Source organism: Arthrobacter sp. 2RAF6 (assembly GCF_052115205.1).
GTDB lineage: Bacteria > Actinomycetota > Actinomycetes > Actinomycetales > Micrococcaceae > Arthrobacter.
Genome location: NZ_JBFRGF010000001.1, coordinates 161,678 through 178,014 on the forward strand (window position 1 = coordinate 161,678; position 16,337 = coordinate 178,014).

Sequence of the window (16,337 nt, forward strand, 5' to 3'; positions counted from 1 at the left end):
TGCGATAAGTGCTAGTGGGTCAGGAGTTTGGAGAGGAAATCCTTCGCGCGGTTGCTCTGGGGATTGGTGAAGAATTCCTCTGGTGTGGCGTCCTCAACGATTTGACCGTCGGCCATGAAGACCACGCGGTCGGCAGCCTTGCGGGCAAAGCCCATCTCGTGGGTAACCACGATCATGGTCATGCCTTCCTTGGCCAACTGGACCATGACATCCAGGACCTCGTTGATCATTTCCGGATCAAGTGCCGAGGTCGGTTCGTCAAACAGCATGACCTTCGGCTTCATGGCGAGCGCCCGGGCAATTGCGACGCGCTGCTGCTGGCCACCGGACAGCTGCGCAGGCAACTTGGGTGCCTGCTGCCCGACGCCAACCCGCTCCAACAACGCCATGGCGTCCTTGTCCGCGGTCGCTTTGTCCAGCTTCTTGACCCTGATCGGCCCCAGCGTGACGTTCTCGAGAATCGTCTTGTGGGCGAACAGGTTGAAGGATTGGAAGACCATCCCGACGTCGGCCCGGAGGAGGGCGAGTTCCTTGCCTTCCTCCGGAAGCTTCTTGCCATCGATCGAAATCTCGCCTGTATCGATGGTCTCCAAGCGGTTGATGGCCCGGCATAGCGTGGACTTGCCCGAGCCCGACGGCCCGATGACAACCACAACCTCACCCTTTTTCACCTGGAGGTTGATGTCCTTCAGGACATGCAGTTGACCATAGTGCTTGTTGACGCCATTCAGGGAGACGAGGGCATCGCTGGCGGCTTGAATAGTCATGGGACGAATCTAGCGAAGAATTGATTCAAGATGAGCCAGCTCACAGCAACTTCCGCAGATCGTGATTCAACAGATACCTGCATTGCAGGTATCTGACAGCAAATGGTGGGCAGGACACCAAACACCGCAAACAAGAGGGCCACGCCGGAACGGCAGCAGCCGCCATCCGCGCTAGCCTAGGTCAATGAGTACCAGCCAGCCCCAAGTTCCTAGTCCAGACGCCAATGGCAAGGCCACGAGCAACGGATCGGCAGCGTCAGCTCCGGCCATAGCCGCAGAGCCGCCCGCCAAGCACAAAGGACCCTTGGAGCTTCGGCGCAAACAGGCCGCCATGCCGATGTCGGACCAGCGACTCCTGGACACGAGGGGAGCCGATCACTTCATTCACACCGACCCGTGGCGGGTCCTGCGGATCCAGAGCGAATTCGTTGAAGGTTTCGGTGCGCTCGCTGAGCTAGGCCCCGCTGTCAGCGTCTTTGGTTCCGCCCGCACCAAGCCGGGCACGGGCTATTACGATATGGGCGTGCAGGTCGGCCGCCACCTCGCGGAAGCCGGCGTCGCCGTCATCACAGGCGGTGGGCCGGGATCCATGGAAGCCGCCAACAGGGGAGCGGTCGAAGGCAACGGCGTTTCCGTTGGACTGGGAATCGAGCTGCCCTTCGAACAGGGCCTCAATCGCTGGGTGGATCTTGGCATCAACTTCAGGTACTTCTTCGCCCGAAAGACCATGTTCGTCAAGTACGCGCAAGGGTTCATCGTCCTGCCGGGCGGCCTCGGAACCCTGGACGAACTGTTTGAAGCCATGGTCCTGGTGCAGACCCGCAAGGTGACATCGTTCCCGATCGTCCTTCTGGGGGTCGACTTCTGGAGCCCGATGATCGAATGGATCAAGGGGACCCTGGTGGCCGAAGGCATGGTCTCCGCAAAGGACCTGGACCTCATCCAGCTTGTGGACGATCCCGCGGACGCCGTTCACCGTGTCCTGCACGGAATCCCGCGCCCACCCTCGACCAACGGCGACCAGCGCCCGGAGTAGCCTTGCCGGCACTGAGCTCTCAGCTGAGTCTGGCACGATGGTTGTTGTGAGCTTTTTTCTGGTCTTTCTCGCGATTGTCGTCATCGGTGCCGTGTTGTTCCTCGGTGCCGGAATGGCGAGGTCCAGCCGCGACTCCGGCGCCGGTTTGGATGAACCCGTTCCGAACCTGCCGCCGGTTCTGTTACCGGCCGGAGCCAAGGCGTCCGACGTCGACCGGGTGCGCTTTGCCCTTGGCCTGAGGGGCTACCGGATGGACCAAGTGGATGAGGTGCTCGATGAGCTGCGGGATCAGCTGACCTCCCAAGAGAGGGAAATCGAACGGCTGAAACTGGCCCTTGAAGCAGCCGGGAACCAGGAAGAACCAAAGGAGTGACCCCGTCAGTCGGAACGCGGTCCCCGAAGGGGTCCCTGGCCCGGAGGCTGCACCGCCTCGGGGCCCACGCCGCGAGCTGGCCGTGGTGGGTCCAGGTCGCCCTTGTTTACATCGCCTCGAGACTTGTCAGCGCTTGTATCTTCATGGCTGCAGCATTGCAGCAAGGCGTCAATCCGTGGTTTCCGCCGGCACCGGACTACTGGAACTTCATCACGATCTGGGACGGGCGCTGGTACGCCGAAGCAGCAAACAACGGTTATCCGTCTGTTTTGCCGGTCGATGCGAACGGCGGTGTCGCCGAGAATTCCTGGGCGTTCTATCCGCTCTTCCCCTACCTTGCCAGGGCCCTCGGTGCTCTCACCGGACTGGCGACTCGGCCGGCCCTGACAGTCATTGCCGCGGTGGCCGGGCTCGGGGCGGCCATGGTGGTCTACAAACTGTTCCGGGAATTCGCCGGGCGAACCACGGCGCTGTGGGCACTGACCTTCTTCTCGATGTTCCCGGTCTCGGCCATCCTGCAGGTCCCCTATGCGGAATCCCTTAACACCTTGCTGCTGGCGGGTTCGCTTCTGCTTGTGGTGCGACGCAAGTATCTTGGCGCGATGCCCGTGGTCTTGCTCATGTGCCTATCGCGGCCCACAGGCGTGCCCTTCGCGGCCATGGCGGGGCTGCTCCTGCTCCACCACCTGTGGAAGAGGTTCCGGCGCCGCCCAGGGCCGGACGCCGTGCCTAAAGACGCCGTGCCGACAGACGCCGTGCCGACGCTCCGTGACCTTGGATCGCTGGCCGCGCTTGTGGTGGTCAGCGTGGCGGGCGCTCTCGCCTGGCCGGCCATTGCGTGGGTGGTCACAGGGGATCCGCTGGCCTACACCAAGACAGAGACTGTTTGGCGCGGGGCCGACCTCATTCCGTTCAAGCCATGGTTCGAGACTGGTCAAATGCTCTTCGGACCAGTACTCGGTATTCTGGCGCCGTTTGTCTTCGTGGCGCTCTTTGCCCTGCTGATGTTGAGCAAACCAGTCCGGGCCCTGGGCACCGAACTGAGGTTGTGGTGCACGTGCTACATGGGCTACCTTCTGGTCTTCCTGCACCCACAGACGAGCACGTTCCGGATGCTCTTGCCCTTGTTCCCCTTGGCGCTCAGTGCGGCCTGGTTGTCCCGCTCGAAGGCCTACCGCGGCACCGTGGTGGTCATGTTCTTCCTCCTCCAGATCGTATGGATCGTCTGGCTGTGGGCGTGGGCGCAGTTGCCGGGCGGCGGCGACTACCCGCCGTGATGTCGCGCGCCCTTTCGCCTGTTCAGGCGCGATCGCGGCCCGCCGGGAAAAGTCCATCAATTAGCTACGGGCGGGTAATTACGAGATAATAGACACAAGCAAGGACAAAAGGCACTCTCGGGTGCCCGGCGACGACGACTGAACTGCCATGACTGTCGACGCCGTATTTTCCACGCGGAGCCAGCCCGGCCGGGTTGGCGGGATTTGGGACAACTGGAGGGGATTTTCCTAATGGCGGCTATGAAACCACGTACTGGCGACGGCCCTATGGAAGTAACCAAAGAGGGCCGCAGCCTGATCATGCGTGTGCCGCTCGAAGGCGGAGGACGGCTGGTGGTCGAGCTCAACGCAGCAGAGGCGGCGAACCTCAAGGAATGCCTCGTAGGCGTTACCGAATAGATTCACTGGGCAGGGCCCGGCGGAAGAGCCGGCGCCCTGCTTTCATGTTTAAGCCTGAAAGCGATGCTGGCCGGCTACTTCTTTACCGCCACCAGCAAGCCGTCACCTGTGGGAAGCATCGCCGAAGAGAGCCGCTCGTCGTCGCGGATGGCCTTGCCGATCTGGCGCAACACGACCGTGGTGCTGTCCCTGGCAGCCGGGTTGGAAACCTTGTCCTTGTCGAGGGCGTCATTGATGACGAGTGTTCCACCTGACTTGAGCAGCCTGATGGCTTGCTCAACGTAACCGGGAAAGTTGGGTTTGTCGGCGTCGATGAATACGAGATCGTAAGCGGAGTCGGTGAGGCGCGGCAAGACGTCGGCTGCACGGCCTGAGATGGTCCGGGTCCGGTTCGCCGGACTGCCGGATTCCAGGAAGGCCTCGCGGGCGGCCTTGAGGTGCTCGACGTCGACGTCGATAGTGGTCAGGACAGCCTGCGGACTGAGGCCGCGCAGCAGGCACACGCCTGAGACGCCTGCCCCGGAGCCGACCTCTACAACAGTCTGGGCTTTCGACGCCGCGGCCAGGACTGTCAGGACGGCGCCGACGCCGGGGCTCACAGGAGTAACGCCGAGCTCGAAGGAGCGTTCACGGGCGCGAAGCAACACGTCGTCCTCGGCAGGCAGATCTTCTGCATAGGACCAGCTGGTTGACTTGTCGGCACTCATGGGGGTTCGCTTTCCAGGCAGAGGGGTATTGCTTCCAGACTACTGGCTACGGGCCGCCCGGCCCGGACGCCTGCGGCCCGCAATTCTGTGTCTTCCCGCGTGTCCTCCGGACGATGTTCGCTCTGCGGGAAAAGCCTGCCTGTGATCAGCAAAATCTCAGGCAAGACTGGGATGATATATATCCAGCCATCCAAGCGAGGGCCGGCAACGAACTCCTGAGTGACCGGCAGGATGACAAACAGTTTGAGGGGAGCGGACGATGCGGGCATCAAGTGCTGCGCCAGTCCAGACAACGGCAGCAGTCCTGGGTTCCACCGACACGGCCCCTCCGGCCGAGGAATGGGTCAGGCCAAGCTGGGAGGAAGTGGTGGAGAATCACTCCGCCAAGGTCTTCCGCCTTGCCTACCGGCTCACTGGAAACAAGTTCGACGCCGAGGACCTCACGCAGGAAGTCTTCGTCAGGGTGTTCCGTTCGCTCGAAAACTTCAAGCCAGGCACGCTCGACGGCTGGCTGCACCGCATCACCACCAACCTCTTCCTTGACCAGGCCCGTCGGAAGAGCCGCATACGCTTCGATGCCTTGGCCGAAGACGCCGAATCCCGGCTGCCCGGGCATGAACCCGGTCCCGAGCAGAGCTTCGAGCTGAACAACCTCGATCTCGACGTCCAGCGCGCCTTGGAGGAACTCCCCCCGGACTTTCGCGCCGCCGTCGTGCTTTGCGATCTTGAAGGCCTTTCTTACGACGAAGTTGCCGAAGCACTTGACGTAAAACTGGGGACCGTCAGGTCCCGCATCCACCGCGGACGGACAATGCTCCGTGAAAAGCTGGCGCACCGCGACCCACGTCCGGTCCAAGCCCGCAAACCGCGGCTCAAGATGCCGCGCATCGCCGGTCTCCTTTAGTCGCCGATGGGTTTGCTGAAAGGACGACGCGGTGCTTTGACTCGGGGAAATATCCGGCACAGCCGCGCCCCGGGCCACCTGCAGGAATGCTCTGAATGCCACGCCGCGGTACAGCGGGAACGCCAATACCTGGAACGGCTTCGCCGTGCCGCAGTCCCCGAGGCCAGCCAGGATTTCACCAATAGGCTGATCGAACACACCCAGCGGTTGGCGCAAGCCGATTTTCCGGAGCGCCCCGCGCCCCAGCGAAGCGTGTGGCACGGTATCCGGCTTGCCAGCACCGCGGCCGGCGGACTCGCCGTGAGTGCCGGAATGCTGGCGGTTGCAGCCTACGCGCTCGGCGGTGAAGTTGCGCCGCAGGCGTCCAACCGCGGAGAGCAGGAAGTCCGGACCCTGGTCAGTTCAACCGTGCCCGGAAACGCCGGAGAGCAACTCCCCGTGACAGGTTCGCAGTTGAGTCTGCCCGTCAGAGTAGCCGGGACGGTGAGCCTGAGCGAGCAGCAATTATCCGAACTGCGGAGAGACGGCTGGGCATGTCCCGAAATGGCGAGCATGGGATACCATGTGGTTTCCGCCCGGGCCTTGATACAGGACGGGCACCCCGCCGTTGAGCTGCACCTCAGCGACGGTGACCACCACGCCACCCTGGTGGAGCAGCACCTGGAGGGCAGCGGCGCTTCGGGAACCCAACTCTCCATCACCCAGGGGGCCCCATGGCAAGCCGTCTACTCCTCGCCGGTGGCCGTGCTGCGTTATTCCTCCGACATGCCTGCCAACCAGGCTGCGGTGGCCGTTCCTGAGCTCGTGAAGGCGGGCGATTCGCTGGTAGTTGGCCGGGCCGCCGAAAACAGTGCGGAGACCTGGAATGAACGGCTGCAACGGGGACTCCAAGCCCTGGCGGGCCTCGCAGGTTTCTGAGCGGACCAACGGACAAGGTAATCTTCGATACGTGTTTGGAATCAATGGCTCGGAGTTTCTCATCCTGCTGATCATCGGCGTCATCGTGATCGGTCCCAGCCGTTTGCCTGAATACACGCGGAAGTTGACGAATCTGGTCAAGGAACTGCGGCGCATGGCGTCCGGTGCCCGTGAGCAGATCAAGGAAGAAGTCGGCATCGACATCGATGAAGTCGACTGGAAGAAGTATGACCCGCGCCAGTACGATCCGCGCCGGATCATCAAGGAAGCACTGCTCGACGACGACACGAAGCCTGTCAGCGATGGTGCGCCTGCCGCTGTTGCAGCCGTGGACACCCCGACGAAAGCTCCCGAGCGGGTTGTTGAGCGCCTTTCCGTCGGTGAAAAGGCGCCCTTCGACGCTGAGGCCACGTAAGAGCTATTTTGGCTGGATCCCGAGGGACATTCCGGCCAGGCCGCGCGGCTTGGCGTTGAGCTTTTCCGCGATGCCCTGGAGTGCTTGTGCGGCGGCCGTCTCCGGAGCCGTCAACACCACGGGGCGGCCCGCGTCTCCGCCTTCGCGCAGACGGATGTCCAAGGGGATCTGTCCCAACAGCGGAACGTCGGATCCGACGGCGGCGCTCAACCGCTCAGCCAGCACCTTCCCGCCGCCGCTTCCGAACAATTCCATCCTGCCGCCGTCGGGCATCTCCAGGAAGGACATGTTCTCCACGACTCCCGCAAGCTTCTGGCCGGTCTGCGTTGCGATGGTTCCGGCCCTCTCTGCAACATCCGCTGCTGCGGCCTGCGGGGTGGTCACCACGAGGATTTCAGCGTTGGGGAGCAACTGCGCCACCGAGATGGCGATGTCGCCTGTACCTGGCGGAAGATCCAGGAACAGGGCATCCAGATCGCCGAAATAGACGTCCGTAAGGAATTGCTCCAGTGCGCGGTGGAGCATGGGCCCCCGCCAGGCCACCGCCTTGTTTCCGGAAACAAACATGCCGATGGAGATCACCTTCACGCCGAAGGCCACGGGCGGAAGGATCATGTCGTCCACCCGTGTGGGCTGCTGCGTGATTCCCATGAGCGCCGGGACGGAGAAACCGTGGACATCGGCGTCGACGATTCCCACGCGCAGGCCCTGCGCAGCAAGGGCACACGCAAGGTTGACCGTCACCGAGGACTTTCCTACCCCGCCCTTGCCGCTGGCCACGGCGAAGACCTTCGTCAGGGAGCCCGGCTCGTTGAAGGGGATTCCGCGTTGTCCGCCGGTGCCCCGCAGCCGTTCCTTGAGGGCGTCGCGTTGTGGCTGCGTCATCACCTTGAGCTCGACCTGGACGTCCGTCACGCCCGGAACCCGCGCTAGGGCAGCCGTGGCGTCGGCCGTGATGGTTTCACGCAGGGGGCAGCCGGCGATGGTCAGCAGCACCGCAACCCGGACGGTTCCGTCCGGACTGGCCTCGACCGAATCCAGCATTCCCAATTCCGTGATGGGACGGCGGAGTTCGGGATCGATGACGGTTGCCAAGGCAGCGTTGAGGGCCTCGACAGATGGTGTGCTCATGGTTTGGATGTTCAGCTTTCAGGCTGGGCAGGGGAACCCGGGCTCGGCGAGGTGCCGACCGTTGAGAGTCCGGATTCTGCTTGGGTGGCGCTGGAATGCGCAGGGTGGATTTTCGGGATCTGCTGTGTGCGGGGATTTCGCTGTTTGTCGCGCTTGTCCTTGGCTTTGTCTTTGGCTTTCTCGCCATTGTTCGAGCCATCGCGATTGTTCGGGCCCATCTCTTCCTGAGCTTCGAGCAGATCCGACAGCAGCGAGCGGAGTTCGGCACGCACGTAGTCCCTGGTAGCGACCTCGCGCAGGGCGATACGAAGAGCCGCGACCTCACGCGTCAGGTATTCGGTGTCCGCCAGGTTGCGCTCGTCACGGGCGCGGTCCTGCTCGATTGTCACGCGGTCCCTGTCATCCTGGCGGTTCTGGGCCAACAGGATCAGGGGTGCAGCGTAGGAGGCCTGCGTGGAGAAGAAAAGATTGAGGAGGATGAACGGGTAGGGATCCCATTGGAAGCCGAACAAGCCAACAACATTGAACGCGATCCAGACGATCACGAAGATCGTCATATAGAACAGGAAATTCGCCGTACCCATGTACCGGGCGAAGCGCTCGGCGAACCGGCCGAAGGCATCGGGATCGCTGCCGAAATTCGGCAGCATGCGGGAACGCAGCTCCAGCGGGGTGTCCAGCCCTCCGCTGGTGGGCTTCTCAGCCAATTCGGCCTCCTAGTTTCCTGATCGGGGCTCCGTCTTCGTGGGTTCGCCAGTCGTCCGGGAGCAAATGGTCTAAGAGGTCATCAACAGTCACCGCCCCGACGAGGCGACCGGCGCTATTCACGACCGGGAGGGAGTTGAGGTTATAGGAGGCCATGGTGTGGCTGACCTCGCTGACGCTGGCGTGATCGGAAACCGGCTCCAGGTTCTTGTCCACGATGCTGCCCAGCTGTTCGGGCGGGGCGCTGCGTAGCAATTGCTGGATGTGCACGACGCCGAGGAAACGTCCCGTGGGGGTCTCCAGCGGCGGGCGGCAGATAAAGATGGCCGAGGCCAGGGCGGGGGAGAGCTCCTCGCTGCGCACATGGGCAAGCGCTTCCGCGACCGTGGCTTCCGGGGGCAGGATGACGGGAACCGGGGTCATCAGGCCGCCGGCAGTGTCTTCGTCATACTGCAGAAGCCTGCGAACGTCGTCAGCCTCGTCGGGCTCCATCAGGAGCAGCAGTTCCTCGGCCTTCGCGGAAGGCAGGTCTGCCAACAGGTCTGCGGCGTCGTCCGGGTCCATCTCTTCCAGTACGTCGGCTGCGCGTTCGTTGTCCAAGGCGGACAGGAGGGTTACCTGGTCCTCTTCCGGCAATTCCTGGAGCACGTCGGCGAGGCGTTCGTCCTGGAGCTCGCTGGCCACTTCGATCCGTCGCTTGTCCGACATCTCCTGGAGTGCGTCCGCAAAGTCGGCAGGTTTGAGGTCCTCGTGCGTGGCAACGAAGTGGCTGGCACCCTGGGGATCGTTCTCGGAGCCCTGCAGCGTCTCCGCCCAGTCCACCAGCAGGGTGTGACCGCGGCGCAGCCCCCGAAGCCTGGAGGTAGACGTGCCGCGTCGAATGAAAAGCTTGGAGACCAGCCAGTCACCGTTGCGCTGCTGGTCCATGGCGATGTCTTCGATGATGGCGTCGCCGCTGCCGTCCTTGAGGGTCACCTTGCGGTCAAAGAGCTCGCCGACCACCAGCTGCTCGGCACCGCGTTGCTGGAAGCGGCGCAGATTGACCAGGCCGGTACAGATGATCTGGCTCTGGTCCATGGACGTCAGCCTCGTCATGGGAACGAAGACGCGCTTCTTGCCCGGAACTTCGACGACGATACCCACTGCGTGCGGGGCCCCGCGCAAGCCGCGGGAGAGCACCACGACGTCGCGCAGCCGGCCCAGGCGATCGCCCAGGGGGTCGAAAACGTCGAGGCCGAGCAAGCGCGCGACAAAGATGCGTGAAGGATTTGTGCTCACCCTTACAGGCTACCGAGTCTGCTCTCTTTTAGCTGAATTTCAGCCGGTTCACATGTGTATGGGACAGAATGGGGGTATGGCGAACATTTTCGGTGCCCCTAAGGCCACGGAGGAATCCCGCAGCGTCCCCAAGGGCGACACCGTGGGCTCTTACACTTCCTATCTCGATGCCCAGAAGGCGGTGGATTATCTTGCCGACCAGCAGTTCCCCGTCCAGCATGTCTCCATTGTGGGAAACGACCTCAAAATGGTGGAGAGGGTAACGGGACGGCTCAGTTACCCTCGGGTCGCGTTGTCCGGTGCCCTGAGCGGTATGTGGTTCGGCCTGTTCGTGGGCGTCATGCTTTCGTTCTTCACCCCGGCCGGTGGCCCCTTCTCGATTGTGACGTCGGTCCTCATGGGTGCGGCATTCTTCATGCTCTTCGGGATCGTCACCTACGCTGCTCAGCGCGGGAAGCGGGACTTCACCTCCACCAGCCAGGTAGTGGCGACGAACTATGACGTCATTGTCGCGCTTGAGGCATCCCACGAAGCCCGCCGTCTCCTTCACCAGTTGCCCATGAATCCTTCCGAGGCAGCCTTCGGCCGGCCGCCGCAGGCATACACGCCGCAGGACTACCGGAACCCGCCGGTCCATCCAAGTGCACCACAGGGTCCGGCCCCGGAACGTCCAGCGTCCTGGCAGGACCCCTATGGCCAGCGTGGACCCGAAGCCGGACAGGGAGCGGCCGGCGAGCCCGCCCAGCCTGTTGCGGATGTCCCGGCCCCAGCCCCAGCCGAGGCCGCGCAGCCGACCGCCGGCGTTCGCTACCCGGACCTTCCCGACGGCCGTCCGCAGTACGGTGTGCGGGTGAACGAACCAGGAAACGGCGAGCAGTCCGGCAACGGTGAGGATCAGGCCAAGCAGTAGTTATTGCAAGGCCTCACAGCTGCAATCTGGAAGGCGTGCGAGCTTTCGGACGCGCCAGTCCAAGGTGAATAGCTCGAGTTCCCGTACCTGCCCGGACAAGGCAAGGGGCAACCCGAGCAGGATCCGCATGGCCTCCCACGCTGTCAGATTCGCCACCAAGCCCGAAATGGCTGCGGTGCTTCCCCCGCTCCTCGCTCTTCCCTTGAGCGGAAGGAAATCGGAGCGGTTGTGATCGTTCATGGTCTGTGAACGAATACATTGCCAGCAAACTGTCTGTCCAGGGATGATGCTGGTGCCTGGCACGCCCAGGTTTCCGCCATACGCGCCACCAACGATGTGGGGAACGCGCGCTTCCGTCGCGGCTTCAGCGATGACATCTGAGATGACGACGACGTCCGGCTCATCCGCGCATCCGACCACGAGGCTCGCGTCTCGCAACGCCGATTCGAGATCAGCCGCGGCAACTACTCGACGACGGTTCGTGATGATCTGGAGGTTCTCGTCGATCGACTTGAATCGGTCGGCAGCGGCATCAACTTTAGCCAGGCCTAGATCGCCGGGCTGATATAGGACCTGCCGGTTCAAGTTTGTGAGTTCAACAATGTCCGGATCGAAAATCTCAATTCTGCCGACACCTGCGGCGACGAGAGATTGCAAAAGCCATGTCCCGGTTCCGCCGACTCCCACGACCACCACTTTTGAAGTACGGAGTTTCTCCTGCAGTTGAGATGGTGAGTTAGCAAGAGCAAACGTGGATGCGAACTCTTGAAACAGCCTTTCTTGGCGTTCGAATCGGTCTTCTCCTGAGTGCTCCGGCTGCGGGTAAAGATCAAGGAGGCGCTCGGCTTCCATGATTGCCAGGACGTTTTCAAGCGACGTGCGAGTAAACCCGGCACTTCCTTCGAGGATCGATTCGATCCTTTCGACGGAATTCGACCCGTCAAGCAAGGGGATCAATTCGATCACAAACGGGGATACATCGAATTCAAGGACCCTGAGTTCCATGGTGCAAATGAACTGCATTCGACAATCGCGGTTGAATACCAGCACGCTGTCCCGCAATCTCAAGGGGCGGAAACCCCTCTTCGCTCCTCCGCTATCGGCCATTACTCAGCCCTCAGGGCAGCTGCGGGCTCTATTCGAGCCGCCCTGCGGCTCGGTCCTATCGCCGCAAGGCATAGCGCCGTCAAGGTGACAATTGCGATTCCACTGAATGCCAGGACGGTAAAAGTAGGGCTTAGCGTCACGCCGAGTGCCCCGGCGACAAGCTGGGTCAGGACCCGCCCAGCCAACTGACCAACGAGAAGACCCCCTGCCAACGCCGCAATTCCGAGCAAAATCGCATCAACGGCAACTAGCCTCGTTATGTCCGCCCGGGTGGCACCAATCGCGCGCAGCATCCCGAACTCTTTCTCCCGACGAGCGACGCCGACTGAGAACAGGCCGGCGGCGCCGACCGCGCCGAGACTGAGTGCAAGCACCACGATGCCGAAGGCAGCTCCGGCGTATGAACCGAGCTCTGATTCTGCGCGCTCCTTCATTTTGGCGGCCGTGATCACCGAGACCCCAGGGATGTCGGCAACTGAATCAGCGATCTGGTCCCGGAGCGCTGTGACGTCGACACCCGGCTTCGCTTCTACATTCCAGCCGTTGGATCCAGTGATTCCCAGCTCGGCAGCCGCGTCACGACTCATCACCACTTGGTTCCCTGTTGCCAAGGACGCAAACGTCCCGACAAGGCGAAGCGAGAGGGTCTTGCCTGCCCGATCTAATCTGACGGTGTCGCCTAAGGAAATATCGCGGCTCACGGCGAGAGCTTCAGGAATGATGACCGCGCCTCCCTTTTCCAGGGCAAGGGGCGCAGTCCCGTCACTTCCCCGGCGCCATGGAAGCTGAGCTGTGGCGAAATAGCTGTTTGGATCGACAGCAAGGATTGCAATCTGGCTCGAGGTCCCCTGGAACTGCAATGCTCCGCGGTCCCAAACGGTGTCTGAAACCCTGTTGATCATTTCAATGGACCCCAGGCGCTCGTCTAATTTTTCAGTGATAGGCGTCGTGGAGGATATTTGAATGTCCGCTCCGAATTGGCGAGCAATCTGCTCCATCATCGCGCTCCTTACCGAGCCGACTCCGATCACAAGGGCGGCACCCAGACAGACGACAACGCCCATGATGGCCGTCGTGGAGTCGAGCGATGCGTGTTTGCGCAGACGCTGGGCCGCAGCCTTGCCTGTCCACCCCTTGAAGATCTGTAGCCTGGCGGTGGCTTCGAGAATTAGCGGAGCAAGGAATCCCACGGCGGCCAGCGATAGGACGAAGCCAACGAGCTTCACGACGGCGACGTCAAGCCAGTAGCTGCCGACTCCGAATACGAGGAGCGTGATGCCGACGGCGGCACGGAGTCTCTGCCCAGACCTGCGCTCTGCGATTTCAGCCGAGATGGCCGTAAGAGGGGCCTGGCGTAGCACTTTCACTATGGCCCGAGCCGCCCCGGCGCAGCCCGCAGCGACCCCGCTCAGGATGGCAAGCAGTACCTGCCAAAGTTCGACCGCCACCGTTGCTGGAGGTATGTTGCCGATCGATGATAGGCCTTGGTTGAGGATCCAGCTGACGCCAAACCCGAGCCCTAACCCGACCACCGAGCACGCGAACGCAAGCATCAGTGCCTCACACAAGACGGCGCCTGCCAGCCAGGAACCGCGGGCGCCGACGGCTCTCATGACTCCGTAAGTCAGCCGGCGGGCATTCACGACGGATTGGAAGGCCGTCGCTGATAGGAGGATCGAGATGCCCAGAACGGTGCAGGAGGCGATCATCAAGATGAGTGAAACAACGGTGATGAGGGGACCGAGGGTCGAATTGAGGGCAGAAGTGTCCTGCACTTTGAACTGAGGAGGCAGGCCGGACGAATATTCGCTCTGCCAGCGTTCCGCGGAGTGTCCTGCCGCCAGCTGGATGTCAACTCTTGATACTTGGCCCTGCTGGTTGAATATCATCTGGGCGTAGGACAAATCGACAAAAATGTTGTCGTATGCCAACGGACCAAGAATCTTGCCATTGAACACGCCTACGACGCGTAGTTGCGTTGCCCCGTCGCTCGACGCGACCACCAGCGAATCGTCTACGTCCACGCCTAAGCGCGAAGCGACGTCAGCCGGAACCAGTGCCTCGGGCTTGTTTACGGCAGGGAGCCCGCCCCTAATCTCGAGCCTCATGCGTTGAAGCTCTGTGTTGAACGTGGTGGGGTAACCCGTAACCGTCAGCGGATGGCCCGTGCCACGGGTTCCCGATGGCCGGACGCTCGAATTCCGTGCCAGAGTCGGGATCGGCGTCGCAACCCCAGGGAGATCCGCTATTGCCCTCACTGCGCTCTCGGGAGCCGTGGTTCCGGGAATAGCAGGCACTACCGCGATGTCGCCTATGCCTGATAACGAACCAACCCCTTGCGAGAGCTGGTCGTTGATGCTTTTCGATGTGAGTAGAGTGCCGAAAATGAGCGCAACGCCGAACACAAGCGCAACGGCTGCGATTCCATATCGGGGAAAATCAAAGCGAAGTTGCCGCAAACCACGAGCGAACGCGCTCGTCATGAGAATCTCCCTCCTGATGTGGTGCGTTGAGGTCAAGTTGATCAATGATCTTCCCGTCCCGCAGCGCAATGATCCGGTCGGCATAACTCGCAGCATGTGGATCATGGGTGACCATCAGCCCGCTTGTACGACGATCGTCGCCAATCGCGTCGCGAATCAGACGGAGAACAATATCCCTATTCCTCGAGTCGAGGCTTCCCGTCGGTTCATCGGCGAGGACGATACTGGGAGTCCCGAATAGCGCCCGAGCTACGGCGACCCGCTGACGTTGCCCGCCTGACAACTGATCGGGAAATCTATCGGCATATTCAAACAGTCCCAGCTGATCGAGCAGCACCAGAGCATCTGCTCGCCAACGAAAGCCTTTTTGACCGGAAACGATCGATGACAACGCGACGTTCTCCACCACCGTCATGCTTGGAACAAGATGAAATGCCTGGAAAATGAATCCAACATTCTCCCGCCGGAAGATTGTCTTCTGTTTTTCGTCCATCCCGGAGACCCGGAGTCCTGCTACGTCGATACTTCCTGCAGTCGGCGAATCGATTCCACCGACCAATTGGAGCAGGGTTGACTTGCCGGATCCAGATGGGCCAATGACGGCAACAAGTTCACCTGGTCGGATCTCCAGTTCAACAATGTCTAGTGCGGCTTTCTCGTTTCCGGCACCGTCGTCATAGTGGCGACGGACGCTTTTGAGGGAAATGGCGGGAAGGTTGCCGGTCATGTCTCGATGGCCCAGACCTGGGGGAGCATCCGGTCAAATTCAAACCACATTTCCCATTCCCCGACGTCCCCGGCGAGAAGCTCCGACTCAATGACATCCCAGACGGCCAGCAGGGAGCGGCGACGTTTATCGGGAGACGCCGGCGGTGGTATAGCAGGATGGTATTTGAGTCGAAAGCGGCCGTTGCCGATGGCACCGAGTGTGAGAGGGACCATAGGGGCACCGGAAACATGGCTCAGGATAATCGGACCGGTGGGAACCATGATGGTCGTCCCCAAGAATGGAATTCGGGCATGGTGCTCGTCCACTCCACGAGGGTCCAGTTCAGGGAACATGGAAAAGATCCGGCCCTCGCGCAAGGCCGTAAGGCCAGAGCGTATCGCCGATGTGCTCCCGAGCTTGATCCCGCGGAAGTCCAAGTCAGGAAAGGAGGCTGTGTGGATCTCGTCAAAATTCATTCGATTGTAGAGCGTCGTCGTCGGCATTTCATAGGCGAGCATGGGAATGGCAGCATATGAGGGTCCCAGATGCAGCGGGAGCGCGATTACCCCTCGGCCACTGGATGCCGCCTCGTGAAGGTACTCGCGTCCATCGACGGCCACAACGTCCCGAAACAGGGTCTCAGGGTCTTTCATCCACAGATTGATGAAAGTCGATTCAAACTGAAGCTTCGGTCCGTACTCAGCAAAGCTCGTGGCGTGCAATTCCTTGTCAAAGCCATCAAGCCCAGGGACCGCATTCATGAAATCCAGGGCCCGGGCCTTCAAGACCTCGAAATTGTCTACGTTCGGTTGCCTTGCCCGGTAGATGGGCCGATCGAGGGCGTCTAGCTCCTTCATAAGGTTCCACGCGCCAACTGGCCCCGCAGCATGGATCGCCTCATAGAAATTCTTGTGCTTCGGAAAGTCGAAAATATTGAACAGTGGCAAGCGCACGCTGTCCCCCCAAATTCACTGTTGTTCGTATCCTTGCTATCTCACCTGGTTCGTTGGTGGCGGAGCACAAGCCTCGCCACCAACGAACCGAGCGCTAGATCAGGTACACATGCACCCGCTGTTACAGGCCAGGGTGGCTCCCGCCTCCAGCACATCTTCCGAGATCATCTCCATGTGTGTTCACCTCCTTGCTTTGACCGATTCGAAGATGGAGAAATGCCACTTCAGGGCATGGCAACAGCACCAAAAAGGGGCTGGTCTATTG

17 protein-coding genes are annotated in these 16,337 nt (G+C 61.5%); 8 read left to right on the forward strand and 9 right to left on the reverse strand.

Translation table 11 applies throughout. The annotated features are described in order from the left end of the window. Positions 1-11 precede the first annotated feature (11 nt). The gene (locus AB4Z38_RS00800; protein WP_441427951.1) at positions 12-767 is read right to left on the reverse strand and encodes an amino acid ABC transporter ATP-binding protein; all 756 of its coding nucleotides are present in this window, start codon (positions 765-767) and stop codon (positions 12-14) included. Between the two features lie 184 nt (positions 768-951). Between AB4Z38_RS00800 and AB4Z38_RS00805 the strand changes: the two genes are divergently transcribed. The 4 genes from AB4Z38_RS00805 to AB4Z38_RS00820 all read left to right on the forward strand — a co-directional run bounded on the left by AB4Z38_RS00805 (position 952) and on the right by AB4Z38_RS00820 (position 3,852). Further along, a complete protein-coding gene (locus tag AB4Z38_RS00805; protein ID WP_441427952.1) occupies positions 952-1,803 on the forward strand; it encodes a TIGR00730 family Rossman fold protein in 852 nt (283 codons plus the stop codon). A gap of 37 nt (positions 1,804-1,840) precedes the next feature. Then, positions 1,841-2,176 (forward strand): DivIVA domain-containing protein, encoded by a 336-nt coding sequence (locus AB4Z38_RS00810; protein WP_441427953.1) that lies wholly within the window; start codon positions 1,841-1,843, stop codon positions 2,174-2,176. 35 nt (positions 2,177-2,211) lie between these two features. Next, positions 2,212-3,453, forward strand: a complete 1,242-nt coding sequence (locus AB4Z38_RS00815; RefSeq protein WP_441428062.1) for a hypothetical protein — start codon at positions 2,212-2,214, stop codon at positions 3,451-3,453. 231 nt (positions 3,454-3,684) lie between these two features. Next, entirely contained in the window at positions 3,685-3,852 is a 168-nt protein-coding gene (locus tag AB4Z38_RS00820; RefSeq protein WP_009357720.1) for a DUF3117 domain-containing protein, read from the forward strand. Positions 3,853-3,926: 74 nt separating this feature from the next. On the opposite strand, the gene AB4Z38_RS00825 is transcribed toward AB4Z38_RS00820, so the two are convergent. Then, positions 3,927-4,559 (reverse strand): O-methyltransferase, encoded by a 633-nt coding sequence (locus AB4Z38_RS00825; protein WP_028264931.1) that lies wholly within the window; start codon positions 4,557-4,559, stop codon positions 3,927-3,929. A gap of 259 nt (positions 4,560-4,818) precedes the next feature. On the opposite strand from AB4Z38_RS00825, the gene sigE reads away from it, so the two are divergent. The 3 genes from sigE to AB4Z38_RS00840 are packed head-to-tail and all read left to right on the forward strand — an operon-like array spanning position 4,819 to position 6,796. After that, positions 4,819-5,463: an RNA polymerase sigma factor SigE gene (gene sigE / locus AB4Z38_RS00830; protein WP_234748318.1), complete on the forward strand. Its 645-nt coding sequence runs from the start codon at positions 4,819-4,821 to the stop codon at positions 5,461-5,463. 36 nt (positions 5,464-5,499) lie between these two features. Next, positions 5,500-6,381, forward strand: coding sequence for a hypothetical protein (locus AB4Z38_RS00835; RefSeq protein ID WP_441427954.1), 882 nt, complete (start codon positions 5,500-5,502; stop codon positions 6,379-6,381). 31 nt (positions 6,382-6,412) lie between these two features. Then, complete coding sequence (locus AB4Z38_RS00840; RefSeq protein ID WP_441427955.1) at positions 6,413-6,796, forward strand: twin-arginine translocase TatA/TatE family subunit; 384 nt, start codon at positions 6,413-6,415, stop codon at positions 6,794-6,796. 3 nt (positions 6,797-6,799) lie between these two features. Here AB4Z38_RS00840 and AB4Z38_RS00845 read toward each other — a convergent pair whose 3' ends face one another. The 3 genes from AB4Z38_RS00845 to AB4Z38_RS00855 are packed head-to-tail and all read right to left on the reverse strand — an operon-like array spanning position 6,800 to position 9,910. Continuing rightward, on the reverse strand, positions 6,800-7,927 hold the full coding sequence (locus AB4Z38_RS00845) for an Mrp/NBP35 family ATP-binding protein (protein WP_441427956.1): 1,128 nt from the start codon (positions 7,925-7,927) through the stop codon (positions 6,800-6,802). An 11-nt stretch (positions 7,928-7,938) separates the two neighbouring features. Next, on the reverse strand, positions 7,939-8,577 hold the full coding sequence (locus AB4Z38_RS00850) for a DUF1003 domain-containing protein (protein ID WP_441428063.1): 639 nt from the start codon (positions 8,575-8,577) through the stop codon (positions 7,939-7,941). Between the two features lie 49 nt (positions 8,578-8,626). Continuing rightward, positions 8,627-9,910, reverse strand: a complete 1,284-nt coding sequence (locus tag AB4Z38_RS00855; protein WP_284980679.1) for a magnesium transporter MgtE N-terminal domain-containing protein — start codon at positions 9,908-9,910, stop codon at positions 8,627-8,629. Positions 9,911-9,986: 76 nt separating this feature from the next. Here AB4Z38_RS00855 and AB4Z38_RS00860 point away from each other — a divergent pair, with 76 nt between their 5' ends. Then, positions 9,987-10,820: a general stress protein gene (locus AB4Z38_RS00860; RefSeq protein WP_441427957.1), complete on the forward strand. Its 834-nt coding sequence runs from the start codon at positions 9,987-9,989 to the stop codon at positions 10,818-10,820. Here AB4Z38_RS00860 and AB4Z38_RS00865 read toward each other — a convergent pair whose 3' ends face one another. The 4 genes from AB4Z38_RS00865 to AB4Z38_RS00880 all read right to left on the reverse strand — a co-directional run bounded on the left by AB4Z38_RS00865 (position 10,821) and on the right by AB4Z38_RS00880 (position 16,072). Then, positions 10,821-11,843, reverse strand: a complete 1,023-nt coding sequence (locus AB4Z38_RS00865) for a HesA/MoeB/ThiF family protein (RefSeq protein WP_441427958.1) — start codon at positions 11,841-11,843, stop codon at positions 10,821-10,823. A gap of 83 nt (positions 11,844-11,926) precedes the next feature. Beyond that, positions 11,927-14,410, reverse strand: a complete 2,484-nt coding sequence (locus tag AB4Z38_RS00870) for an FtsX-like permease family protein (protein WP_441427959.1) — start codon at positions 14,408-14,410, stop codon at positions 11,927-11,929. Next, positions 14,367-15,137, reverse strand: a complete 771-nt coding sequence (locus AB4Z38_RS00875) for an ABC transporter ATP-binding protein (protein WP_441427960.1) — start codon at positions 15,135-15,137, stop codon at positions 14,367-14,369. The genes AB4Z38_RS00870 and AB4Z38_RS00875 overlap by 44 nt, the downstream gene beginning before the upstream one ends. Further along, a complete protein-coding gene (locus AB4Z38_RS00880) occupies positions 15,134-16,072 on the reverse strand; it encodes a lysophospholipid acyltransferase family protein (RefSeq protein ID WP_441427961.1) in 939 nt (312 codons plus the stop codon). The genes AB4Z38_RS00875 and AB4Z38_RS00880 overlap by 4 nt, the downstream gene beginning before the upstream one ends. Positions 16,073-16,337: the final 265 nt, after the last annotated feature.